Origin of the sequence: Halomonas icarae, from assembly GCF_009901955.1 — a bacterium.
Taxonomy (GTDB): Bacteria; Pseudomonadota; Gammaproteobacteria; order Pseudomonadales; family Halomonadaceae; genus Halomonas; species Halomonas icarae.
Genome location: NZ_WUTS01000001.1, coordinates 3,153,937 through 3,177,765, shown reverse-complemented (window position 1 = coordinate 3,177,765; position 23,829 = coordinate 3,153,937). Strand labels below are relative to the sequence as shown.

The 23,829-nt window shown below is 67.3% G+C and carries 20 protein-coding genes; 4 read left to right on the top strand and 16 right to left on the bottom strand.

From position 1 onward, the window contains the following. Positions 1-33: 33 nt before the first annotated feature. Entirely contained in the window at positions 34-921 is an 888-nt protein-coding gene (locus GRB80_RS14595) for a sugar nucleotide-binding protein (RefSeq protein ID WP_161424049.1), read from the top strand. After that, positions 918-1,667 (top strand): lysophospholipid acyltransferase family protein, encoded by a 750-nt coding sequence (locus GRB80_RS14590; RefSeq protein ID WP_205741926.1) that lies wholly within the window; start codon positions 918-920, stop codon positions 1,665-1,667. The genes GRB80_RS14595 and GRB80_RS14590 overlap by 4 nt, the downstream gene beginning before the upstream one ends. A gap of 142 nt (positions 1,668-1,809) precedes the next feature. On the opposite strand, the gene fabB is transcribed toward GRB80_RS14590, so the two are convergent. From fabB to GRB80_RS14535, 11 genes are all read right to left on the bottom strand, one after another. Then, a complete protein-coding gene (fabB, locus tag GRB80_RS14585; protein ID WP_161424048.1) occupies positions 1,810-3,027 on the bottom strand; it encodes a beta-ketoacyl-ACP synthase I in 1,218 nt (405 codons plus the stop codon). A gap of 13 nt (positions 3,028-3,040) precedes the next feature. Next, entirely contained in the window at positions 3,041-3,556 is a 516-nt protein-coding gene (gene fabA / locus GRB80_RS14580; RefSeq protein WP_132044135.1) for a 3-hydroxyacyl-[acyl-carrier-protein] dehydratase FabA, read from the bottom strand. 85 nt (positions 3,557-3,641) lie between these two features. Further along, positions 3,642-4,172 (bottom strand): DUF2878 domain-containing protein, encoded by a 531-nt coding sequence (locus tag GRB80_RS14575; protein WP_161424047.1) that lies wholly within the window; start codon positions 4,170-4,172, stop codon positions 3,642-3,644. After that, positions 4,165-5,445 carry a class I SAM-dependent methyltransferase gene (locus tag GRB80_RS14570; protein WP_309663601.1) on the bottom strand — a complete coding sequence of 427 codons (1,281 nt, stop codon included), beginning with the start codon at positions 5,443-5,445 and terminating at the stop codon, positions 4,165-4,167. Before GRB80_RS14570 ends, GRB80_RS14575 begins: the two co-directional genes overlap by 8 nt. Positions 5,446-5,458: 13 nt before the next feature. Next, a complete protein-coding gene (locus GRB80_RS14565) occupies positions 5,459-6,223 on the bottom strand; it encodes a DUF1365 domain-containing protein (RefSeq protein ID WP_161424045.1) in 765 nt (254 codons plus the stop codon). Further along, positions 6,220-7,566 carry an NAD(P)/FAD-dependent oxidoreductase gene (locus GRB80_RS14560; protein ID WP_161424044.1) on the bottom strand — a complete coding sequence of 449 codons (1,347 nt, stop codon included), beginning with the start codon at positions 7,564-7,566 and terminating at the stop codon, positions 6,220-6,222. Before GRB80_RS14560 ends, GRB80_RS14565 begins: the two co-directional genes overlap by 4 nt. Then, the gene (locus tag GRB80_RS14555) at positions 7,563-8,348 is read right to left on the bottom strand and encodes an SDR family NAD(P)-dependent oxidoreductase (RefSeq protein ID WP_237562003.1); all 786 of its coding nucleotides are present in this window, start codon (positions 8,346-8,348) and stop codon (positions 7,563-7,565) included. The genes GRB80_RS14560 and GRB80_RS14555 overlap by 4 nt, the downstream gene beginning before the upstream one ends. Positions 8,349-8,389: 41 nt before the next feature. Beyond that, on the bottom strand, positions 8,390-8,830 hold the full coding sequence (locus GRB80_RS14550) for a nuclear transport factor 2 family protein (RefSeq protein ID WP_161424042.1): 441 nt from the start codon (positions 8,828-8,830) through the stop codon (positions 8,390-8,392). Between the two features lie 15 nt (positions 8,831-8,845). Beyond that, on the bottom strand, positions 8,846-10,261 hold the full coding sequence (phrB, locus tag GRB80_RS14545) for a deoxyribodipyrimidine photo-lyase (RefSeq protein WP_161424041.1): 1,416 nt from the start codon (positions 10,259-10,261) through the stop codon (positions 8,846-8,848). A 10-nt stretch (positions 10,262-10,271) separates the two neighbouring features. Beyond that, positions 10,272-11,195: a MerR family transcriptional regulator gene (locus GRB80_RS14540; RefSeq protein WP_132044149.1), complete on the bottom strand. Its 924-nt coding sequence runs from the start codon at positions 11,193-11,195 to the stop codon at positions 10,272-10,274. Continuing rightward, positions 11,192-12,232, bottom strand: a complete 1,041-nt coding sequence (locus GRB80_RS14535) for an NAD(P)/FAD-dependent oxidoreductase (protein WP_161424040.1) — start codon at positions 12,230-12,232, stop codon at positions 11,192-11,194. The genes GRB80_RS14540 and GRB80_RS14535 overlap by 4 nt, the downstream gene beginning before the upstream one ends. A gap of 85 nt (positions 12,233-12,317) precedes the next feature. On the opposite strand from GRB80_RS14535, the gene GRB80_RS14530 reads away from it, so the two are divergent. Next, positions 12,318-13,223, top strand: a complete 906-nt coding sequence (locus tag GRB80_RS14530) for a TIGR01777 family oxidoreductase (protein WP_161424039.1) — start codon at positions 12,318-12,320, stop codon at positions 13,221-13,223. On the opposite strand, the gene rapA is transcribed toward GRB80_RS14530, so the two are convergent. From rapA to speB, 5 genes are all read right to left on the bottom strand, one after another. Continuing rightward, positions 13,220-16,168: an RNA polymerase-associated protein RapA gene (rapA, locus tag GRB80_RS14525; protein WP_132044155.1), complete on the bottom strand. Its 2,949-nt coding sequence runs from the start codon at positions 16,166-16,168 to the stop codon at positions 13,220-13,222. The two genes, GRB80_RS14530 and rapA, sit on opposite strands and share 4 nt — an antisense overlap. A gap of 257 nt (positions 16,169-16,425) precedes the next feature. After that, a complete protein-coding gene (locus GRB80_RS14520) occupies positions 16,426-17,874 on the bottom strand; it encodes an aldehyde dehydrogenase family protein (protein ID WP_161424038.1) in 1,449 nt (482 codons plus the stop codon). A gap of 46 nt (positions 17,875-17,920) precedes the next feature. Continuing rightward, complete coding sequence (locus GRB80_RS14515) at positions 17,921-19,561, bottom strand: 5-guanidino-2-oxopentanoate decarboxylase (protein WP_161424037.1); 1,641 nt, start codon at positions 19,559-19,561, stop codon at positions 17,921-17,923. Between the two features lie 50 nt (positions 19,562-19,611). Continuing rightward, the gene (locus tag GRB80_RS14510) at positions 19,612-20,997 is read right to left on the bottom strand and encodes a YjiH family protein (RefSeq protein WP_161424036.1); all 1,386 of its coding nucleotides are present in this window, start codon (positions 20,995-20,997) and stop codon (positions 19,612-19,614) included. Between the two features lie 92 nt (positions 20,998-21,089). Further along, positions 21,090-22,040 (bottom strand): agmatinase, encoded by a 951-nt coding sequence (gene speB / locus GRB80_RS14505; RefSeq protein ID WP_161424035.1) that lies wholly within the window; start codon positions 22,038-22,040, stop codon positions 21,090-21,092. Positions 22,041-22,270: 230 nt separating this feature from the next. On the opposite strand from speB, the gene GRB80_RS14500 reads away from it, so the two are divergent. Next, positions 22,271-23,755, top strand: a complete 1,485-nt coding sequence (locus GRB80_RS14500; RefSeq protein WP_161424034.1) for a sigma-54 interaction domain-containing protein — start codon at positions 22,271-22,273, stop codon at positions 23,753-23,755. Positions 23,756-23,829 lie beyond the last annotated feature (74 nt).

The window sequence follows — 23,829 nt, the reverse complement described above, 5'->3', positions numbered from 1 at the left end:
ATCCGCTGACGCCATGTCGAGAGAGGTGCACGAGTGAAGCTGCTGGTATTGGATGCCGGCCACTGCCTGAGCCTGGCCCTGGCTCGGGAGGCCAATCGTCGCTCGGATACCGAGCTGGTCATCGAGGAGAGCCTGGCGCTGGACCCGGACTGGCTGGCGGAGGTGGCACCGGACGCCCTGGTGATTCCGCCGCTGTCGCGCCCGATCATCGCCGCGCCGGCGGAGGTGACGGCCCATGCCGAGGCGGTGGAGCGCTGCATGGAGCTGTGTCGTGAAACGGATATTCCGCTGGTGTGGTGTGTCTCCGACCAGCTCTACGAGGATGGCTTCGCCGAGCCCATCGACGAACATGTCATTCCGCGCCCGCGAGACGAGAGCCTGCGACGTCTGGTCGTTACCGGCGATCGCATCCGCGCCGAGCACCCTCACCACCTGATCGTGCGGTTGGGGCCACTGTTCGCGCTGGAGGGCAGCCACGCCTGGCTCAATGAATTGATCGATACGCTGATTGTGGCCGGTGAGGTGCGTGGCGAGGTCGATGTGACCTGCTGCCCCACCTCGGCGGATGCGGTGGCCATGGCGCTGGTCGGCATGTTACAGCAGCAGCAGTGTGGTGCGGGGGCCTGGGGTAGCTATCACCTGGCGGGCACCGAGCCGGTCAGCGTCTACACCTTTGTCTCGGTGGTGCGCACCCAGCTCGCCACCCGCCTCGAGGGGCGCGGTGAGCAGCGAGAGCTGGGACCTCTGCGCGCCCTGCATCATCATCACGACCACCCGCTGCGCCGTGTGCTCAACTGTCGGCGCGTGCTGGAGGTCTTCGGTGTGCATCAGAAACCCTGGCGCCTGGAGCTGAGCAATATGCTTGATGCCTGGTGTCTGGCCAATGCGCCGTCGTGCAGCAAGGAGGAGAGCGCATCGTGAACGTGTTGCGCAGCCTGATCTTCTACCTGGGCTACTTCATCGCCATGCTGGTGTGTGGCGTGCTGTTTCTGCCGCCGGCGCCCTTCCTGCCGCTCGGCTCTCGCTATCGCCTGCTCAACCTCTACAACCACTTCATCATCAGTTGGTTCCGGCTGGTTGTCGGGGTGCGCTACGACTTTCGAGGCCATGAGAACGTGCCCGATGGCCCCTGTGTGATCCTTGCCAATCATCAGTCCGAGTGGGAGACCGTCTATCTGCAGCTACTGCATCCGCCTGTGTGCACGGTGCTCAAGAAGGAGCTGCTGAATCTGCCGATCTTCGGCTGGGGGCTGCGCCTGTTGCACCCCATCGCCCTGGATCGCTCTCGTCCCTCTCGGGCCATCAAGCAAGTGCTCACCCAGGGCAAGCAGCGCCTGGGAGAGGGGCTGTCGGTGTTGATCTTTCCCGAGGGTACCCGGGTCGCTCCGGGCAGCCGCAAGCGCTACAACAAGAGTGGGGCGGTGATTGCCTGTCGTGCCGGGGTGCCGGTGGTGCCGGTGGCCCACAATGCCGGCGAGCGTTGGCCAGGGCGCCACTGGGTAAAGAACCCGGGCCGGCTGTCGCTGGTGGTGGGGGCTCCCATCGCCACCGAGGGGCGTAGCCCGGAGGAGGTCCTGCTCGAGGTCGAGGCGTGGATCGAAGCGACTCTCGAAGAGATCTCCGAGGTACCGAGGCCAGTGACCGATAGTGCAGCCTCTGCCGTGTGACGCCCGAGGCGACAGATAGCCTGGCTGTCCGGGCTGATCTGGCGATAAGCCCTACGAGCGTGATGCCACTATCGCGAGTGACGAACGCAAGACGGCGCCCCTGAGGGCGCCGTCTTGTGTTGCGGTACGCGGCCAAGTGTCATCAGTCGCGGAAGGTCTCCAGCACCAGGCAGGCGTTGGTACCGCCGAAGCCGAAGCTGTTGGAGAGCACGCGCTCGACCTTCACCCCGTCACGACGCTGGGTCACGATATCGACGCCTTCGGCCTGCTCGTCGAGGGTCTCGATATTGGCCGAGGCGGCGATGAAGTCGTTCTCCATCATCAGCAACGAGTAGATCGCCTCCTGCACGCCGGTGGCCCCCAGGGAGTGTCCGGTCAGCGACTTGGTGGAGCTGATCGCCGGGGTCGCATCGCCGAACACCTCACGGATCGCCCGTAGCTCGGAAATATCGCCTACCGGCGTCGAGGTGCCATGGGTGTTGATGTAGTCGATCTTGCCGTCGACGGTGGCCATGGCCTGACGCATGCAGCGCACGGCTCCCTCGCCGGAGGGGGCGACCATGTCGTGACCATCGGAGTTGGCGCCGTAGCCGGTGACCTCGGCATAGATCTTGGCGCCCCGAGCGCGCGCATGCTCGAGCTCCTCGAGTACCAGCATGCCGCCACCGCCGGCGATGACGAAGCCGTCGCGGGCCTGGTCATAAGGGCGTGATGCCTTGTCCGGCGTATCGTTGTACTGGGTGGAGAGGGCACCCATGGCGTCGAACAGGCAGGAGAGGGTCCAGTGCTCCTCCTCGCCGCCGCCGGCAAAGACCACATCCTGCTTGCCCATCTGGATCTGCTCCACGGCGTTGCCGATGCAGTGCACGGAGGTGGCGCAGGCAGAGGAGATGGAGTAGTTGATGCCCTTGATCTTGAACGGCGTCGCCAGGCAGGCCGAGACGGTACTGCCCATGGTGCGGGTGACCCGGTAGGGCCCCACGCGGCGCAGGCCCTTCTCGCGCATGACGTCGGCGGCCTCCACCTGGTTGGCGCTGGAGGCGCCACCGGAGCCGGCGATCAGGCCGGTACGTTCATTGGATACCTGCTCCGGCGTCAGGCCTGCGTCCTCGATGGCCTGGGCCATGCTGACATAGGCGTAGGCGGCGGCATCGCCCATGAAACGACGCTGCTTGCGGTCGATCAGGGCGTCGAGGTCGATATCGACCACGCCGGCCACATGACTACGGAATCCGCGCTCGGCGTACTCCTCCTTGAAACGAATACCGGAGCGCCCTTCCTTGAGCGCCTCCAGAACCTGCTGTTGGTCGTTGCCCAGGCAGGAGACGATGCCCAGGCCGGTGACTACCACTCGTCGCATGGAAGCCTCCTGGTCAGAAGTTCGCGGTGGAGGTGAACAGGCCGACGCGCAGGTCGTTGGCCTGATAGATATCGCGGCCGTCGACGGAAACGGTGCCGTCGGCCATGCCGAGAATCAAGCGCCGGGTGATGATGCGCTTGATATTGATACGGTAGGTGACCCTCTGGGCATCGGGCAGGATCTGGCCAGTAAACTTCACCTCTCCGCAGCCCAGGGCGCGTCCACGGCCGGGGTGGCCGAGCCAGCCCAGGTAGAAGCCTACCAGCTGCCACATGGCATCCAGGCCCAGGCAGCCAGGCATGACCGGATCACCGGGGAAGTGGCAGTCGAAGAACCACAGGTCGGGATGGATATCGAGTTCGGCGATCAGTTCACCCTTGCCATGCTCGCCGCCATCCTCGGTGATCGAGATGATACGATCGAGCATCAGCATGTTGGGGGCCGGCAGCTGGGCGTTGCCGGGGCCGAACAGCTCGCCTCGTGAGCAGGCCAGCAGTTCATCGCGGTTGAAGGAGTGTTGCTTGGTCACAGAGTCATTCCGAGAGTCGAATGTTATTAGAGGCGTAGTCTACTGCCCGTGCAAGGTGAATGCACGTTGTCCTCGCCTTCACATTTCAGTGTCGGAAGGTGGGGTGATGGCCCAGTCGCCGACATAGCCACAGACAGAGGCCGGCCCAGATCAGAGCCTGAGTGGGAAGTAACCATGGGGCGAGAGATACATTGGCGAGTTTGGCGCCGGCGTAGTAGGAGAGCGGACCGCCGACGGCTCCGCACAGAGTGGCGAGCCACGGTCGTGTCCACAGCCAGGCCAGGGAGTGGTGCAGCAGGGTGGCGAACAGTGGCCACAGCAGCCATAGCCAGGCCGGCAGCAGGTCAAGGATCAGGGGCGCATCGCTGAAGTCGAAGCCGCCGGCCCGGGTCAGGCCACCATCGACGGCCAGGCCGAGCAGGATAAAGCCGAGCAGCCAGCGCCACTCCCCGGGCCAGGCCTGCCAGCGTAGATGGGCGATGAGAATCACAATGGCCATAGTCCCGCCCGACAGGCTGCCGCCCAGCACGCAGGCCAGCCAGCCCGCCTCGAAAGCCAGCAGGTTGGCCAGCAGGCGGGGTGTCGAGCGTCGCCGGTCCAGTGCCGGCTCAGGCATCGGCCAGGATGCCGGTGAGTGGGGTCGGGCGGGCGCCGGGCTTGGCCAGCAGCAGGTGGCAGGTGCCGATGGTGCGCTCGAGGAAGCCCCCTTCGCAGTAGCACAGATAGTAGCGCCACATGCGAATGAAGCGTTCGTCGTAGCCCAGGTTACGTACGGTCTCCAGGCTGGCCTCGAAGCGCTGGCGCCATTCACGCAGGGTGCGCGCATAGTGCGGACCTATCTCGTTCAGGGCCAGTACATTGAGCGAGGTGCTTCGCGTCACCCCTTGCAGGATGGCGTGGTGAGAGGGCAGGAAGCCGCCGGGAAAGATATGGCGCTTGATGAAGTCCATCTCGCGCTTGGCAGCCTCGAAACGCTGGTCGCGGATGGTGATCGCCTGCAGCATCGCCAGGCCGTCGTCGGTGAGCAGCCGGTCCAGGGTGGCCAGGTAGATCTCCAGATACTGATGGCCCACCGCCTCGATCATCTCCACCGAGATCAGCCGGTCGTACTGGCCCTCGAGCTCGCGGTAGTCCTGCTTGAGCAGGGTGATGCGGTCCTCCAGCCCTTCGTCGGCGATGCGTCGTGCGGTGTAGGCGTACTGCTCCTCGGAGATGGTGGTGGTGGTGACTCGGCAGCCGCGGGTCCTGGCCGCATGGATGGCGAGTCCGCCCCAGCCGGTACCGATCTCGAGCAGGTGGTGGTCGGGGCGCACATCCAGCCGCTCCAGCATGAGATCCAGCTTATAGGTGGAGGCTTCCTCCAGGCGAGCCTCGGGATGAGGGAAAACGGCGCTGGAGTACATGCGATGCTGTCGATCGAGGAAGGTGGCAAACAGCTCGTTGCCGATATCGTAGTGGGCCGAGATGTTGCGTCGTGAACCGGACAGGCTGTTGCGCTGCAGGCGGTACAGGGCGGTCAGTAGCCAGCGGCCCAGGCGGGCGGGGCCGTTCTCGATCTCGCCGTTGACCCGCTCCAGGTTGGCGGCGCACAGGCGTACCAGCGTGACCAGGTCATCGGTATCCCAGTCGCCATCCATGTAGGCCTCCGCTGCCCCCACGGTGCCGCCCAGCGCCAGGCGCCTCCAGGCCCGGCTGTCGCGCACCACCAGGTTGGCGACAAGTGGCCCGCCCTGGCCCAGATAGTGGCGACGATGTCCTTCGATCAGTGTGATCTGGCCACCCTCAAGGCGGTCCAGTTGGGCCAGCAGACGCGGTCGTAGCCAGCGTGTCAGGCGGTCGGCATCGTCCGTCAGGGGACGAGTGGTGTTGGCGGAGCGCAGCGTGTTCACGTCGGTCTCTCCTCTACGAACGGTCGGCACCGGGGCCGGGGTGGTCATGGACTGGCACGCGCTTGGCCCATAGGCGCAGTGCCTCGAAGTGGATGCCGGCCAGGGTCTTGGCGCCCATCCACGGCTGGTACGCCAGGCTGCCGAGCAGCACACGGCGGGTCGCCGGGCGACCCTCCAGGGTCAGGGTGGCGTCGAAGTGGCGTGCTCCCTCGCGCCAGTTCTCCATATGCATCAATAGCCGCTCGCCGGGGGTGTTGAAACGCCAACGATAGGTCATGTCCATGGGGTTGAAGGGCGAGACGTGCATCGCCTTGGTGAACTCGGCCCTGTGGGTGTGCCGGCTCGGGTCCACGGCACAGGCGTAGCGGGTACGCTCGCCCCAGGGGATGTTGCTCACCTCACCCAGCACGGCGCGCAGCTCGCCGCGGGCATCGAAGGCGTAGTAGAGCGAGATGGGGTTGAAGCCTACTCCCAGGGTGTGCAGCTGGGTGAGCAGGCAGATGCGACCATCGGGGGCGTCGCCCAGCTGGTGCGCGATCTCCTCGCGTACCACCTGTTCAAGGGGGCGGTCGTGGGGGGCAAGATAGTCATGGCGGCGGAAGCAAGCCAACGCGGGGCGCCGGGCGCTGAAGCCGGGCACACCGTCGAACAGCTCAGGCAACTCGTCGAGATCGAGCCAGGCCATCCACACCCTGTAGGTGAAGGCGTGGTCGCGCGGCAGGAAGCGCCGATGACGCAGCTCGCCGCGATAGATGCGAGAGCGGGGCGTGGCGATCATGCGCTCACGGCCCCCTCGACCACCGGGGCGAGCAGATTGGTGACACCCTCGGGCCCCATCTCGTCACCGCCCAGGGTGTGGGCCACGCGCAGGGCGCTCCAGACGCCGTCCTCGTGGAAGCCGTTGCGCCAGTAGGCGCCACAGTAGTGGGTATGGAAGGCGGTGCCGGAGATCTCGTCATGGCGGGTCTTGGCCGCTTCGCCGGCCAGGGTGAACTGTGGGTGGGCATAGGTGAATCGGCCCAGCACCTTCTCCGGCGCGATCGCCTCGCTGTCGTTGAGGGTGACGCAGAAGGTATGCGGTGCCGCCAGGCGCTGCAGGATATTCATGTCATAGGTCACCGAGACGCGTGCCGTCTCGTCGCGACCATCCAGTCGATAGTTCCAGCTCGCCCAGGCGCGGCGGCGGCGGGGCAGCAGGCGGGTGTCGGTATGCAGCACCACCTCGTTGTCCTGGTAGGTCAGGGCGCCAAGGATCTCACGCTCGGCGGGGCTAGGATCCTCCAGCAGCGCCAGGGCCTGGTCGGCGTGGCAGGCCATCACCACCTCGTCGAAGTGTTCGACGCCGAGGGCGCTGCGCACCACCACGCCGTCGGCCTGTCGGTGGATACCGCGCACCGGTGTCGACAGGCGGATGCGGTTGGCGTAGGGCGCGGTGAGCAGCGGAATATAACTGCGCGATCCGCCGACCAGGGTGTACCACTGCGGTCTGTGGTTGATCGAGAGCAGGCCGTGGTGGCGAAAGAAGCGCACGAAGAATTGCAGCGGAAAATCGCGCAGATCATTCAGGCTGGCCGACCAGATCGCCGCACCCATGGGCAGCAGGTAGCGTTTCTGGAAGGCGGCACCGAAACCGTGCGCCTCCAGCCATGTGCCCAGAGTCAGAGCGGGATCGAGTGCGCCCTCATCCATGGCCCGGATCGCCTCGTGGTTGAAGCGCAGGATCTCGCGCAGCAGACCGTAGAAACTGGGGCGCAGCAGGTTGCGCCGCTGAGCGAACAGGCTGGCCAGGGTGTGGCCGTTATACTCGAAGTCGCGGGTCGTCTCATGCACCGAAAAGCTCATCTCGGTGGGCTGGGACAATATGCCGAGGCGCTGCATCAGGCGTTGGAAGTGCGGATAGGTCCAGTCGTTGAAGACGATGAAACCGGTGTCGATGGCGTAATGGCGGCCCTCGAGCTCCACATCCACGGTGGCGGTATGGCCGCCCAGGCGTGCATCGGCCTCGAAGAGCGTTACCTCGTGGCGGCCCGACAGGTACCAGGCGGCGGCCATGCCGGCGATGCCGCTGCCGATCACGGCGATGCGCCGCCTGACCGTGGGATGGGGAAGTCGAGCATTCATCGGGCGTTCTCCTTGACGGCCTCGGCGCGAGTCATGCGTCGCCCCAGGCGATAGCGCAGGGGCGCCGGCAGTATGCCCATCAGTTTGACGAGCAGGGTAAAGCGGCGTGGGAAGTGAATGTCCAGGCGACGGCGAGCGATACCCTCGAGGATCGCTTCGGCGGCCTGGTCGACCTCCACCCGCATGGGCATCGGGAAGTCATTGCGGTCGGTGAGTGACGTGCGCACGAAACCAGGGTGGATAAGGCTGACGTCGATCCTTTCGTCGGCCAGGTCCAGACGCAGCGACTCCAGGAAGTGACTCAGCGCGGCCTTGGAGGCGCCGTAGGCCTCGGCCCGGGGCAGGGGCAGGTAGGCCGCGGCACTCGACGTGGCGGCGAGCAGCGGATTCCCGCCCTCGATGCGGGCGCGGCGCAGCAGTGGCAGGGCGGCATCGATGCAGTGGAGGGCGCCGTGGAAGTTGGCGGCGAAGACTCGCTCCACCAGGTCGACGTCGAAGTGTCGGGCATCGAGATATTCGCAGGTGCCGGCATTGAGAATCACCAGGTCGAGGCCGCCCAGGGTGGCCGCCAGTTGCCGACTGGCGTCGCGTACCGCCCCGCGGTCGGTCACATCCAGCGGCAGTACCAGGGCGTTGGCGCGGCCGGCGGCCAGCTGATCGAGGGCAGCCGTGTTGCGGCCGCTGAGTGCCACGCGATCGCCGCGGGCCAGCAGGCGTTCGGCCAGGGCGCTGCCGATACCCGAGCTGGCGCCGGTGATCCAGATGCGCTGGGAGTCGGACATGGGGCCTCCGGGGGTGGTTGCCATGCCCGGGGCCGTTGTCCTCAGGCGTCGAGCTGGCGCTTGATCAGTCGGATGGCACCGCCCAGCAGGGGGAGCCGTTCATAGAGCAGTTCACCGGCATCGAAGTAGTCGCGATGGCGGGCGATCCGTCCGCTGTCATCTTCCGCGAAGGCGAGGTGGGAGCATCCTTCCACCGTGATCTCGCGGCCGCTCTCCAGACGGGGGTGCACCAGGTGCATGGTCCAGGTGACGAAGGCCTCCCGATCCAGGCGCTGCCGACTGTGAAAGCGGAATCGGCATTTGGTGACATTTCTGTACAAGGCAGAGAAGTAGCGCTCGAGTGACTCTATACCCTCGATATGGTGAAGCGGGTCGTGAAAGATGACGTCCTGAGTATAGAACTCGCTCAATCTGTTTGTATAGCTCTTGTCTAGATTTTTAAAGAAGGCGCAGAAGGCCTCCAGCTGAGGGTCGGCTGACATCGGGCACACCTTGGTTCAGTCGGCCTTGAGTGCCTTGAAGGCCTCCAGCGCGCGAAGGCGCGCCGCCTTGTGGTCGACGATGGGAGAGGGGTAGCCGCTGCCGCCGAGCAGGTCACGGGGCGGGGCATGGCGTGCCTTGGCAGGCAGCTCGGCCAGCTCCGGCAGCCACTCGGCCAGGAAGGTGCCGTCGGGGTCGAAGCGCTTGGACTGGGTGGTGGGATTGAAGATACGGAAGTAGGGTGCTGCATCGGTGCCGGTGGAGGCGGCCCACTGCCAGCCGCCGTTGTTGGCGCAGAACTCCCCATCCACCAGGTGGCGCAGGAAGAAGGCCTCGCCGCGGCGCCAATCGATCAGCAGGTGCTTGCTCAGGAACATGGCGGTGATCATGCGCAGGCGGTTGTGCATCCAGCCGGTGGCGACCAGCTGGCGCATGGCGGCATCGACGATGGGGTAGCCGGTGCGGCCCTCGCACCAGGCGCGAAAGCCAGCGTCATCATCGCGCCAGGCGAGCTCCTCGGTATGGCGCTGGAAGGCACGATGCCGGCATACACGAGGAAAGCCCACCGCCACATGACGGTAGAACTCACGCCACACCAGCTCATTGACCCAGGCGGTCAGGCCCGCATCACCCTCGGCCAGGCTGCCGTCATTCTCGGCGAGCACCGCCTGAAGACACTGGCGCCAGGAGATCATGCCCAGTGCCAGGTAGGGTGAAAGCTCGCTGGTGCCGCGAATCGCCGGGAAGTCGCGCTGGTTGGCGTAGTAGCGAGCACGGAAGCGCAGGAAGCGCTCCAGGCGATCCGCGGCGGCCTCCTCACCGGCCGGCCACTGGCGGCCATCGATGGGGCTGTCCGCGAGCGTCGGAAGAGCGGGCAGCGGGTCGCTCTCGATACCGATGGATGCCTGGGGGGGCGGGGTGTCTGCCAGCGCCAGGCGCTCCGCGCTCAGCTGGCGGTGCCAGGCCCGTGCGAAGGGGGTGAAGACCCCGTAGTAGTCGCCCTTGCCGGTGAGCAGCTCTCCCGGGGCGAAGGCCACGGCATCGTGATGGCCTTGTGCCTCGAGGCCCGCCGCCTGGAAGACATCGATCACCGCGGCGTCCCTGGCGAGCTCATCCACCGGGTACTCGCGATTGAAGTGCACTCTGCCGGCGCCGGTCTCGCGGGCGATGGTCAGCAGCGATTCCGGGGCCTCGTCGAAGTCGTCGATATCGCGATGCAGCAGCGGGATGCCCAGGCCTCGCAGCGCCGTCTCGAGGGCCGCCACGCCGCGGGCGCGGAAGTCGAGCTGGTTGGCGCCATGGCCGTGGCGTTGCCAGTGGGGCAGGGCGCGCAGGTAGACGGCGATCACCGGGCCGCGGTGTGCGGCGGCGGCCAGGGCACGGTTGTCATGGACACGCAGGTCGCTACGAAACCACATCAGGGTCGGGGGCATATCGGCTCCATCAGGTGGTGGGCAGCAGGGCCTGCAGGCGTGTGATCGCCTCGATGAGGTCGTCACCCAGAGCCGCCACACCACTGTCGTCGAGTTCGGCCTGGCGGATACGTGCCACCGGGCCGCACAGTCCCAGTGGGACCTCGAGCTGTTCTGCCAGGCGCGGCAGCTGGCGACGAATCAGGTCAGTGCGCCCGGCGTGGCTGCCGGCCAGCAGTACACCGCTGGCGCCCAGACGCTCCACCGCCAAAGGCAGTTCACCCAGGGGGGGCGCAGCATCAATCAGCGTCACGTTCAGGCCGCGGTCGCCAGCCAGCAGGGTGGCGAGCAGCAGCCACAGGGTCCCGGGGTCGTCGGGCAGGGGCATGGCCAGCAGGGTTGGCCCTGTGTGTTGGGCATTGCTGTGATAGAGACGCATGCCGATGCGTGATCGCAGGAAGGACTCCAGCATGTGGCGCTGCAGGATGTTGCCAAGGCGTTCGTCACCCCAGCGCTCCTCCAGCTCCCGAAGTGCCGGAGCCCACAGCTCGTTGACGCAGGTGGCCACCGGGTAGAGCGCCAGTGCCTGGTTGTAAAGGCCATCCAGGAGAGCGAGGTCCACGGCCTCCACGGCGTCGACCAGGCGGCGGCGCTGGGCGTTCCAGTCGCTGGGGTCGGGGAGTGGCGCTTCGGGTTCGGCGAGCGCGGGGCGATCGAGCAGTTCGCGCACCTGGCTGACCGGAACGCCGCGGTTAAGCCACTGCAGAATCTCCTCGATCCGTTCGATATCCTCGTGGGCATAGAGACGATGCCCCTTCGGCGTGCGACGCGGCTTGATCAGGGCGTAGCGGCGCTCCCAGGCGCGCAGGGTCACGGAATTGACGCCGGTAAGCCTCGACACCTCGCGAATCGGATAGAGCGGGGTGTCGCCGCCGTGCTGGATCGGCTCGTTCATGTTGCGGATGATCCTCCTGTCAGGGCATCGCCGAGATGGTGGCCGGAGAGCCAGGCGTCCTCGATGCGCGGCCCGCGCCAGCCGTCGCCGCACAGCGCCAGGCCGTTGCGGGCTAGACGGTAGTCGACGTTGACCGCCTCGCCCGAGGCGAAGACATCGGGCTGTGCGTAGCGCCAGCGGTGAGCGCCCATGGCACTGGGCTCGGGCAGGGTGATATCACCGGGCAGGCCGCGCTGGAAGGCGTTGAACAGTGCCTCGGCGATGGTTTCGGGGCCGTCCTCGAGGCGTGCCTTGCTCCATTCGAGATTGGCGAGCAGGGTAAGGCCCTCGCCCTGGTCGCCGCGTCCGGACTTGAGGTGGTTGCGTACCGCGAAGCGCAGCGCCGGCGCATGCAGGCGCACCGCCTGCCAGTCATCGTCGACGCCGGGCAGCGTGGGCAGCGGGGCATCGAACAGCACCCAGGCGGTCCAGCAGGGGCGCTGGATCACCGCCGCGCAGGCCGCGGCCAGAGCCGTATCGTGGGGCGCCACCAGTGCCCTGGCCTGGGCCGAGGGGATGGCGATCACCACCTGGGTGAAGGGGCCGTGACGCCCGCCTTTGGCGTCCACCAGCCACCACTCTCGGGAATCGCGTTCGAGGCGTTCGATGCGGGTCCTGGCGTGAAGCTCGAGCCCCGTTGCCAGATGACGAGTCAGCGCGCTCATGCACGGAGTGCCGCACAGTCGGCGCAGATCGTCTCGATGGCGCTGCCAGCCGTCATCGGTGGCGGACCATAGCGAGGTGGGCCATTCGGCCAGGCAGCCCGCTTCCAGCCACTCCTCCACGGCCGCGGCGAAGGTGGCGTCGCGCACGCTGAGGAACTGGGCGCCGAGGTCCAGGGTCGCCTGGGGCAGGTGGCGGCTCGACAGTCGCCCGCCGGGGCCGCGCCCCTTGTCGAACAGGGTCACCGGCCGGCCGGCGGCGGCGAGCGACCTGGCGCAGGCCAGGCCGGCGATGCCGGCGCCGATGATGGCGGTATGGTTCTGGGGCTGGGTCATGACACCCTCGCAAGCTGGTTTTCCGCTAGACTAGCAGAAGTGTACAACAGCTGTATAACTCATCACGGCTTATCAGGAGGTTCGGATGCGCGTGCTGATTACCGGAGGAAGTGGGTTCGTGGGCCAGCGACTGTGCCAGCGGCTGACCGAAGCGGGGCACCGGGTGCAGGTGGTCTCGCGAGATCCCGAGTCGGCGCGAGGCCGCCTGCCCGATACGGTGGATATACGCCGCTCGGCGCTGGACTTCGTCGATGCCCCCCCCGACGTCCTGGTCAATCTGGCGGGCGAGCCGATCGCCGCCAAACGCTGGAGTCACGACCAGAAGGAGAAGCTGATCGACTCGCGCCTCAACGCCACCCGTGAACTGGTGGGGCTCTGTGAGCAGCTGCAACAGACCGACACCCGGGTACCTCGCGTCATGGTGTCGGGGTCGGCGATGGGCTATTACGGCGACCAGGGCGATCGTGAAGTGACCGAGGAGACCCCACCCCACGATGAGTTCGCCCACCGTCTCTGTCGTCGCTGGGAGGAAGCCGCCCTCGAGGCCGAGGCGTTTGGAGTGCGGGTCGCCCTGCTGCGTACCGGCCTGGTGCTGGACCAGGGCGGCGGCAGCCTGGCCAAGATGCTGCCCCCCTTCAGGCTGGGGCTGGGCGGGCGCTTCGGCAGCGGCAGGCAGTACATGCCCTGGATCCACCGCGAGGATCTGGTGCGCGCCATTCTCTTCCTGATCGAACGTGATGAGCTGGAGGGGGCCTTCAACGGCAGCGCCCCGCACCCGGTCACCAACGCCGAGTTCACCCGCGCCCTGGCCGGCCAGCTGAAGCGTCCGGCGATCTTCCCGGTGCCCGCCATCGTGCTTCAGACCGCCTTCGGCGAGATGGCGCGACTGCTGTTGACCGGCGCCGATATGCGCCCGGGCCGGCTCCTCGAGGCCGGCTTCGAGTTCCGGTTCGAGACGCTGGAGGAGGCCCTGGCCGACATCCTGGCCTAGCGGGTTTCTTCCCCCACCGTCACGATGACCCGCACCGCGTCCAGGCGCAGCCGCGCCCCCTCGATGGCCTCGTCCAGGGCGGCGCGCTCGTCGCGTAGCGCGGCCAGCTCTTCCTCGCGAACCGCCGGGTTACGCCGTGCCAGGGCGGTCAGCCGCGCCAGCTCTCCGTCAAGCTCCTCGCGCATGCGACCCTGGGCGGCCTCGACGATGGAGGGCAGCTCGCGAGCCGCTTCCCCCTCGCCTCGGTCGAGCAGCTCGCGCAGCACCTCCAGGCGGCTGCGGATCAGATCTCGAGCCATCGCCTTCTTGACCTTCTGCAGGTTCTTCGAGAGCCCCGTGAAGGAGATCTTGTCGGTCAGGTTGGCGCCGGACTCATCCAGCAGCACGCGCACCGCGGTGGGCGGCAGGAAGCGGTTGAGATGCAGCTTCCTTGGGGCCGGGCAGTGGGTGCGATAGATCAGCTCCACCATCACCCGACCGGGCGGCAGTGACGGATGCCGGAGCAGCGCCAGCGCGGTATTGCCCATGCTGCCGTCGAGGATGCGCCCCATCATCTCGCGCACCACCGGATGCTCCCAGGAGAGTCGCTGGACATCGTCACGGGCCAGCGCCCGCGAGCGCGATAGGGTGGCGGAAAAGCCCTCCTCGCCCTTGGCCAGCCCCGGCAGGCCGTCGAGCATCTGCGGGCCGGCCACCAGGTGCTGGATATCGCCACCCAGGTCCTGGTTGTCGACGCCGAAGATATCCAGGGCCAGATCCAGATAGCGGCGCAGGGCGCGGTCCTCATCCAGCTCGCCGATCGCCGCGGCCACCGCCTCGGCACGCTCGTGCCGGCAGGCGTTGAGCTCCAGCAGGCGGTTGCGACCGGCATCGCGCTCGGCCAGGCGGCTCTCGAACAGCGCCCGGGTCTCCTCGATGACCTCCTCGAGGGAGTCGTCGTCGAGCAGGGCATCGGCCAGGGGGTCGCCGAAGGCGTCGAAGATCTCGCTGCCGATGCCGTGGGGCGCGCTGAACGCGTCCATGCCGTCGCGGTACCAGCGCAGCAGCTTCTCGCCGGGACTGGCCTCGAAGACCGGCACGTGAATCTCGATGGCGTGGCGCTGGCCGATACGATCCAGGCGGCCGATGCGCTGCTCCAGCTGGTCGGGGTGCAGCGGCAGGTCGAACATCACCAGGTGGCGGCAGAACTGGAAGTTGCGACCCTCGGAGCCGATCTCGGAGCACACCAGCACCTGGCAGCCCTCCTCCTCGTCGGCGAAGGCGGCGGCGGCGCGGTCGCGCTCCACCAGCGAGAGCCCTTCGTGGAACACCGGGGCATGGTAGCCACCCAGCACGCGCAGGGCCTCGGCCAGGCCCTCGGCGGTCTCCCGTTCGTGGGCTATCACCAGCACCTTGTCACCGGCCAGCCCGCCTTCGCCGTCATCGGCCAGGCGCTCCAGCAGCCAGTTGACCCGCGGGTCGATCTGCCACCAGGGCTCGCCGTTGAGCGGATCGTCGGAGAGGGCGCGGTACATGGCGTCCAGGTAGATCAGCACCTCGGGGTGGTCGAGGCCGGTCTCGATCAGCAGGTCGTCGAGGTACTCCTCGTCTCGGCCCAGCTTGCGCAGCACGCGCCGATAGGCGGCCGGGGGGGCAAGCTCCGTCACATGCAGGCGGCGCTCGGGGAAGCCCCCCACGTGGCGCCGGCTGTTGCGAAACATCACCCGGCCGGTGCCGTGACGGTCGAGCAGCTGGTCGCGGAGCTGGTCGCGAGCGGCATCGCGTTGGGTGGCGTCGGCCTCGGGGTTGGCCAGGGTGGCAAGCAGTGCCAGGCTGTCGGGTTCGTCGATCACCGCGGCGACCCGCTCGCGCTCCTCGTCGCCGCCGGGCAGGCGCTCCAGGGCGTCGATCGCCTCGGCCACCGCCACATAGTGGGTCTCCTCCTCACGGAAGGCCGCCAGGCTGTGATAGCGACCCGGGTCGAGCAGGCGCAGGCGGGCGAAGTGGCTCTCGATGCCCATCTGCTCCGGGGTGGCGGTCAGCAGCAGCAGGCCCTCGCTCTCGGCGGCCAGCCGTTCCACGCAGGCGTAGCCGGTGCCGACCTGCTCCGCGCTCCAGTCGAGATGATGGGCCTCGTCGACGATCAGCAGGTCCCAGGTGCAGGCCTGGGCCTGAGCCTGACGGTGAGGATTGGCGAACAGCCAGTCCTGGCTGGCCAGGATCAGCTGGCCGGCCTCGAACGGGTTGGTGTCGCCATGGGCCTGGCTCTGCTGCTCGTCGAGCAGGGTCACCTCGAGGGCGAAGCGGCGCAGCAGCTCCACCAGCCACTGATGGGTCAGGCTGTCCGGGACCAGGATCAGGGCGCGCTCGGCGCGGCCGGTGAGCAGCAGGCGGTGCAGGATCAGCCCCGCCTCGATGGTCTTGCCCAGGCCTACCTCGTCGGCCAGCAGCACCCGCGGGGCGTGACGGCGCGACACCTCATCGGCGATATAGAGCTGGTGGGGGATCAGGTCGATGCGCGGACCGGAAAGGCCCAGCGCCGGGTTCTGCTCCACACGATGGTAGTGGTGCAGGGTGCGAAAGCGCAGGTCGAACCAGTCGTTGCGGTTGACCTGGCCGGTGAGCAGGCGGTCGCGGGCCTGATCGAACTGCATGCTGTCGGCCAGGCGCGCCTCGGAAAGTTCGGTGAGTTCACCCTGTTCGTCCTCGCCGATATAGACGATCAGGCCGCCGACCTCCTTGGTGTCATCGACGGTCAGCGTCCAGCCTTCGGCGGCGCGGATGCGGTCGCCGCTGCCGAAGGCCACGCGCGTCAGCGGGGCCTGGCGGCTGCTGTAGGTGCGGGTTTCCTGGCTGGCGCCGAACAGCACGGTCACGCTGCGCGGGTCACAGTTGAGGATGGTGCCTAGGCCGAGTTCGGCCTCGCCGTCGCTGATCCAACGCTGACCGGGGGTGAAGTCGCTCATGATGCCTCGAGGATGCTGTAACAGGGTGCGCTCACGGCCGCAGGGAAGGGGCGACCTGGACAAAGGCGCGGTATCTTACAGCAAAGCTCGACGCGGCTTAAGTCTCGGACGCTGCCCTTGACGCCAGAGCCGATGCCAGACCCGATGCCGGCGCCTTGTTGGGAGGGCACGCTGGCCATCGACGCGAACGCCCCGACCGCAGGGCCGGGGCGTCGCTGGTATCGGCGAAGGTATCGACAAGGGTATCGGCGAGGGCGTCAGCCCTCGGGGCCGATCAGGTGCTTGACCTCCAGATAACCGGCCAGCCCCCAGGGCCCCAGCTCTCGACCGATGCCGCTGATCCCGAAGCCGCCCCAGCTGGCCTCGGGCATCACCAGCTGCTCGCTGTTGAACCAGATGCTGCCGGCGCGCAGGGCGCGTCCTACCCGGCGGGCACGCTCGTTGTCTCCCGAGATGACCGTGGCGGCGAGCCCGAAGGGCGAGTCGTTGGCCAGCTCGATCGCCTCGGCCTCGCTGGTCACGCTGTGGGCACACAGCACCGGCCCGAAGATCTCCTCCCGCCACAGGCGGCTGCTGGTCGGCACGTCGCGATAGAGCGTCGGGGCGACGAACTCACCCTGGTCGGGCAGGTCGCGATGGCGGCCGTCGCGGACCGCCACCAGCCCTTCGGCCCTGGCGATCTCGAGGTAGCGCTCCACCGCCTCGCGCTGGCGGGCACTGGTCATCGGCCCCATGTCGGTGCCCTCGACCAGAGGATCCCCCAGGGTCAGCGCATCGATGCGCTCGGCCAGCGCCTGGTAGAGCGGCTCCGCCAGCGACTCGTGGACGAGCAGCCGGGAGGTGGCCGAGCAGATCTGCCCGGAGTTGAAGTAGATGCCGGCCATCACCCAGTCGGCGGCGCTCTCCACCTCGGCGTCATCGAGCACCAGGATCGGTGACTTGCCACCGAGCTCCAGCGATACGCCGCGCACGCCGTTGGCGGCGGCCTGCATGACCTTCTCGCCCACCGCGTTGCTGCCGGTGAACGACAGCTTGTCCACACCCGGATGGGCGGACAGCGGCGCACCGATGCCGTCGCCGTCACCATTGAGCAGGTTCAGCACCCCGGCGGGCAGGCCGACCTCCAGGGCGATCTCGGCGAGCACGACCTCCGGCAGCGGGGTGACCTCGGAGGGCTTGAAGACCACCGTACAGCCGGCGGCCAGTGCCGGGGCAATCTTCCAGGCACTGGTGACCAGCGGGAAGTTCCAGGGAGTGATCAGACCGACCACCCCGGCGGGGTCCTCGAAGACCCGCGCCTCGATACCCGCCATGCCGTGCTCGAGCCGGCGTCCCTGTCGCTGCTCCAGTGCCTTCGCCTGGCCGGCGTAGTAGCGGTAGCAGGCGATGGCATCATCCAGATCGATGGCGGCCTCGGCCAGCGCCTTGCCGTTGTTGGTCGACGAGCACCGTACAAGGCGTTCCCGGCGGGCCTCCAGGGCGTCGGCAAAGGCCGCGAGGTAGGCCCCGCGGCGGACGCCACCCAGCGCCTGCCAGACGGGCAGGGCCGCACGTGCTGCCTGCACGGCGGCGTCCACATCGGCGCTGTCGCCGGCGGTGAGCTCGGCGATCCGGGTCTGGCGATAGGGGTCCATCACCGACAGGCGGCGCTGGCCTCGGCTCTCGATCCATTGATTGTCGATGAACTGCTGAATCAGGTGTTGCATGCAAAGGCTCCCGGTTGTCTCGGCACCATGCTGGAGGGTGAGGCGGTCAGGCAACGGTCTCGGACCAGGCCGCGGCGTCGATCTCGATCAGCATCGGGCCGTCCTCGGGACGGTGTGCGAGGGCACGTGCCAGGCCCGCGGGATTGCCGACCCGGCTCGCCGCGCAGCCGAAGCCGGCGGCCAGGGTCTGGAAGTCCGGCGCCTGAATATCGACCCCGAGGCGAGTGACCCCGGCATTGTCCATGAAACGGCGGATCTCCTCATAGCCCTGGTTGTGCCACAGCAGCACGATGATTGGCAGGCCCTCCTCCACCGCGCAGGCCAGCTCGGTGAGGGTGAACATCACGCCGCCGTCGCCGACCAGGGCGACCACCGGCAGTTCGGGCTGACCGAGGCTCGCCCCCATGGCGGCGGGCAGGCCGTAGCCCAGCGTGCCGTAGCCGGTGGAGGCGTTGAAGAAACGCCGCGGGGCATCCTGGCTCACCAGATGATTGGCCGCGTAGGTGGTGGCGCAGGAGTCACCCACCAGGATCGCTTCAGGCAGGCACTCACGCAGCGTGTCGAACAGCGGAACATAAGCGCGGAAGGCCGGGTCCTCGGCCAGTGCCAGGGACTCGAGGGCGGCGCGGGTACGGTTCCTTCCATCCCGTGCCAGGGGGCGGCCGGCCAGCGCCTGCTCGCAGCTCGTCGCCAGCGCCTCGATGCTCGAGACGGCGTCGGCCACCAGCGCCAGATCGGCGTGCTGATTGCGCGCCAGCTGTTCGGGGTCCAGGTCGATACGGATCAGCTGGCCGTCCAGCTCGAAGCCATCGTCGAACACCACATCGTAGTCGGTCTCGCCAATCTCGGTGCCGATGGCCAGCACCACATCGGCCTCACGCGCCAGCTGGCGCACCGCCGGCAGCGAGGCGTTGGCGCCCAGATCCAGCGGATGGTCGCGGCCGAGCAGCCCCTTGGCGTTGATGGTGGTGACGGTGGGGGCATCGAGCAGCTCGACCAGACGGCGGGCCGCCTGAGGAGCGCCGACGCAGCCACCCCCCAGCAGCACCAGGGGGCGCTCGGCCTCGCCAAGCCAGCTCCGGGCCTGCTCGAGGGCGTGCGGGTCCGGGGCGGCCTTGCTCAGCACGCTGCGGCGAAGGTGGCGTGGGGCGCTGACCGGGGCATCGAACAGATCGATGGGGATCTCGATATGCACGGGCCCCGGGCGGGCTCCGTCGAACACCGCAAAGGCACGGGCCAGCACTTCACCGAGGCCCTCCGGGTCGAGCAGGGTGTGGCTGAAGCGAGAGACCCCGGCCATCAGCTCGCGCTGCCCCGGCAGCTCGTGCAGGCGCCCCTGACCACGACCCAGGGTGTCACGGCGATTGACGCTGGAGATCACCAGCATCGGTATCGAGTCCGCCAGGGCCTGGCCCATGGCGGTGGCGATATTGGTCATCCCGGGGCCGGTGATGATGAAGCAGACGCCGGGCTTGCCGGTGGCGCGAGCGTAGCCGTCCGCCATGAAGCCGGCGCCCTGCTCATGGCGTGGCGTCACGTGGCGGATGCCGCTGCCCTGGCGTTCATGCCCGTCGCCGCCTTCTAGGCCGCGGTAGAGCTCGATGGTATGGACGCCCGGAATTCCGAACACGGTGTCCACGTCGTAGGCGTCGCGCAGCAGGCGGATCAGCAGTTCGGCGCAGGTCATGGATATCTCTCTCCTCAGTGGCATGGTGGGCTCGGGGGTAGGGGTGCCCTTTACCCCACCAGCCAGTGGGCCATGATCACGATGATGGGCAGCGTGATGGCGGTACGCAGCAGGAAGATCACCACCAGTTCCCACAGCTTGAGGGGAATGCGGGACTTCAGCAGCAGGGCGCCGATCTCGGACATGTAGATCAGCTGGGTCAGCGACAGGCAGGCGATAACGAAGCGGGTGAGCTCGCTCTCGATGTCGCTGGCCAGCACCGCCGGCAGGAACATGTCGGCGAAGCCGACCAGGGTGGCCGGTGCGGCAGCCTCGGCTTCGGGCAGGCCCATCCACTCGAGTACCGGCACCATCGGCATGGAGAGCCAGGTGAACAACGGGGTGAACTCGGCCAGCACCAGCGCCACGGTACCGATGGCGATGACCAGCGGCAGCAGGCCGAAGAAGATGTCGGCGACGTTGAAGAGAGCCAGGCGGACCAGCTTCAGCGGACCCGGAGCCTTCTCGGCGCGGGCCACGGCGATGCCCAGGCTGTAGCGCAGCAGGCTCTGGTCGCCGGTGTTCTCCTCCTGGATCTGGCAGCCGACCGGCTCGTAGTAGGCGTTGGACTTGCGTGACAGGGGCGGCAGGCGAGGCACGATCACGGCAGCCACCAGGCCGGCCACCACCACGGTCAGGTAGAAGGGAACAAACAGGTGGTTGATGCCGATAAAGCTGGTCACCAGCAGGGCGAAGGCGATGGAGACGATGGAGAAGTTGGTCGCTATGGCCGAGGCCTCGCGGGCGTTATAGAAGCCCTGCTCGTACTGCTGGGTGGTGATCAGCACGCCGACGGTGCCCGAGCCCATCCAGGAGGCGGTCGCATCGATGGCGCTTCGCCCGGGTAGACCGAAGATCCTGCGGAAGGGGGTGCGCACCATGGAGCCGATAAACTCCATGAAGCCGAAATCGACCAGGAAGGGCAGCAGAATGGCGGCGAAGAAGAAGAAGGTCAGCAGGACCGGCGCCAGATCGTTGAGCATCACGCCACCGGTGAAGGAGGCGGTGATCATCTGCGGGCCGACCTGGAAGTAGGTCATCAGCGCGAACGCAGCACCGAGGGCACGCATCACCACCCATAGCGGCGAGATGTCGAAGAGCTCCTTCATGGCGCCCTGGCGGGCCCAGCCGGGCCGTGTCAGCTTGACCAGAAGTGTCAGCAGGATGGAGACACAGAGCACCACGGTGGCGATGGCGGGCAGGGCGTCACCGAGGGTGGCCTTGAGCCAGTCGGCGGCCAGGCCCATGCCAATGTTGATGGTGTCACCCACCGAGAAGGGCACCAGGAACAGCAGGATGCCGATCAACGAGGGGGCGAGGAACTTGATCAGGCCGTGGGTGCTCAGCTTGTCCCCTTCGGTCGTGATCTTGTCGGCGGAATGCAGATGGGAGGACATGGGGCGATTACTCATTGCTGTTGTAATGGTGGGCGCCCGCTGGGGGCGCCATCAGGCGGTTGTCGGGGCCTCTCCCTGGCCCCGGGGTGAAATCAGTCGCGGCGCTTGACGCCGGGCAGGACGCACAGCATTTCGTACAGCAGCGTGGCGCCCATCAGGGCGGTATTGCCGCTCGGGTCGTAGGGCGGTGCCACCTCGACCAGGTCACCACCGACGATGTTGAGCCCCTGGGCGCCACGCACGATCTCCAGTCCCTGGGCGGAGGTCAGGCCGCCCATCTCCACGGTGCCGGTACCGGGTGCGACGGAGGGGTCGAGGCCATCGATGTCGAAGGAGATATACACCGGGCCGTCGCCCATCTGCTCGCGCACCTCGGCCATCAACGGCTCCAGCGACTTGTGCCAGCACTGCTCGGCCTGAACGACACGGAAGCCCTGCTGGCGACACCAGTCGAAGTCCTCGGCGGCGTAACCGGTGCCGCGCAGGCCGATCTGCACCACGCGGTTGGCATCCAGCAGGCCCTCCTCCTGGGCGCGACGGAAGGGGCAGCCGTGGGCGACCTCCTCACCGAACATGTGCTCGTTGACGTCGGCGTGGGCATCGATATGGATCAGGCCGACCGGGCCATGCTTCCTGGCGATGGCGCGCAGGATCGGCCAGGTCAGGGTGTGGTCGCCGCCCAGGGTCAGCGGAACACAGTCATGGGCCAGAACGTCGTCGTAGAACCGGCTGATGATGTCCAGGTTCTTCGGCAGGTTGAAGGTGTTGATCGGCACGTCGCCGATATCCGCCACCTGCAGGCTGTCGAAGGGGGCCGCACGAGTGGCCATGTTGTAGGGCCGCAACATGCGCGACTCATCGCGAATCTGTCGCGGCCCCAGGCGGGTTCCGGGCCGGTTGGAGGTGCCGATATCCATCGGGATGCCGATAAAGGCGGCATCGAGGCCGGCAGCACTCTCCTGGGTGGGCAGGCGCATCATGGTGGCGGGGCCGCCAAAACGCGGCATGTCGTTGCCGCCGAGGGGCTGGTTGAAGTCGCTCATGCAGGGCTCCTGTGAGGCTGATTGATATGCCTGGCCGAGGTAAGGCTGGTGCGATACCCCTGGAAAAGCAGGATGCGTGCCAATGTCGGTTTCGTTAGACCAAAGATTAAAAAACAAGGCCGATGATATGGCCTGAGGAGGTGAGGTAAGAGAGAATTGATTCAATTCTGGATCGGTGGGCCGGAGTGGCGTGATACAATAATGGATCGCGATCCAGGAATGAATCACCGATGTTCGAGCATGACGCCCTGATCCTCAAGACCATCATCGACACCGCCCACGATCACTTCTTTATTGTCGCGCCCGATGGCCGTATCCGGGATGTCAGCCCCGGGGCGGCGGCGGTCTATGGCATGTCCCGTGAGGCCCTCTGTGCCACCAGCGTCCAGCGGCTGGAGGCCGACGGTGTGTTGACGCCCTCGGTGAGCCTGGAGGTCATCCGAACGGGCAGGCCGGTGCAGCTGGAGCAGCGTACCGGTACCGGGCGGCGGGTCATCGCCCAGGCGCACCCCGTGTTCGAGGACGAGCGCCTGGTGGCGGTGGTGAGCCGCTCCATGGACATGACCGATCTGCAGCTGTTGCAACAGGAGTATGCGCTGCTGCAGCGCCGCTTCAGTGAGCATCTCCGCCGGGGGCATGCGCTGGAGACCGACGCCGAGGCGCTGGAGGCGGAGCTGGATGAGCTCGAGGTGAAGAGCCAGCTGATGCGTGAGGTGGCCCTGCTGCTGCGGCGGGTCGCCCCTACCGATGCCACCGTGCTGATGCTGGGGGAGTCCGGGGTGGGCAAGACCGCCTTCGCCCGCCAGCTTCACCGCTGGAGCTCGCGTTGCGACGGCCCCTTCATCGACGTCAACTGTGCCGCCATTCCCGAGAGCCTGTTCGAGTCGGAAATGTTCGGTTATCGCCCCGGCGCCTTCTCCAGCGCCGCCCCCGGTGGGCGTGTGGGGCTGATCGAACAGGCCGAGGGCGGCACCCTGTTTCTCGATGAGATCGGCGAGCTGCCCCTGGCGGTGCAGACCAAACTGCTCAAGACCATCCAGGATGGCTTCATCACTCGGCTCGGCGACAGCGCGCCGAGGCGCGTGGACTTTCGCCTGGTGGTGGCCACCAACCAGGACCTCTCGGCGCGGGTGGAGGAGGGGCTGTTTCGGCTCGACCTCTACTACCGCCTGAATGTGATCCCGGTCACCCTGCCCCCGTTGCGCGAGCGTCGCGAGGATATTCCGGGGCTTGTCGAGCGTCAGCTCGGGCGTCTCAATCGGCGCTACGGGCGCGACAAGATGCTGGCGCGCAGCGTGTGGCAGTCGCTGATGGGCTGGGAGTGGCTCGGCAATGTGCGCGAGCTGGAGAATGTGCTGGAGCGCGCCTGGCTATCGGCGGAGGGCGATGTCATTCGCCATCAGGAGCTGGGTGAGCTGCCGCGCCCGATGACGGAGTCGAGCGATGTGGAGCTGGCCGAATCGAGTCCCCAGCCGGTGCCGGCCGAGCCTGCCTCGGCGTTGGGAGAGAACGAGTCACTGGCGTCGGCCCTGGCGCGCACCGAGCGCGACATCCTGGCGGGGCTGTGCGGCGAGCTGGACTCGACCTATGCCATCGCCAGGCGCCTGGGCATCAGTCAGCCGAGCGTGGTGCGCAAGCTCCGCAAACATGGTCTGAGGATCGCCAGGGCCGAGGAGCGGCTGGCGATCGACAAGGCCGATTCCGCCGCCCCCTAGTACTACAGTCGTAACTAATGCCGTGATCGTTCATGCATTGCCATCCGGGCTTGCTGCTGCCGACAGTGGCACCG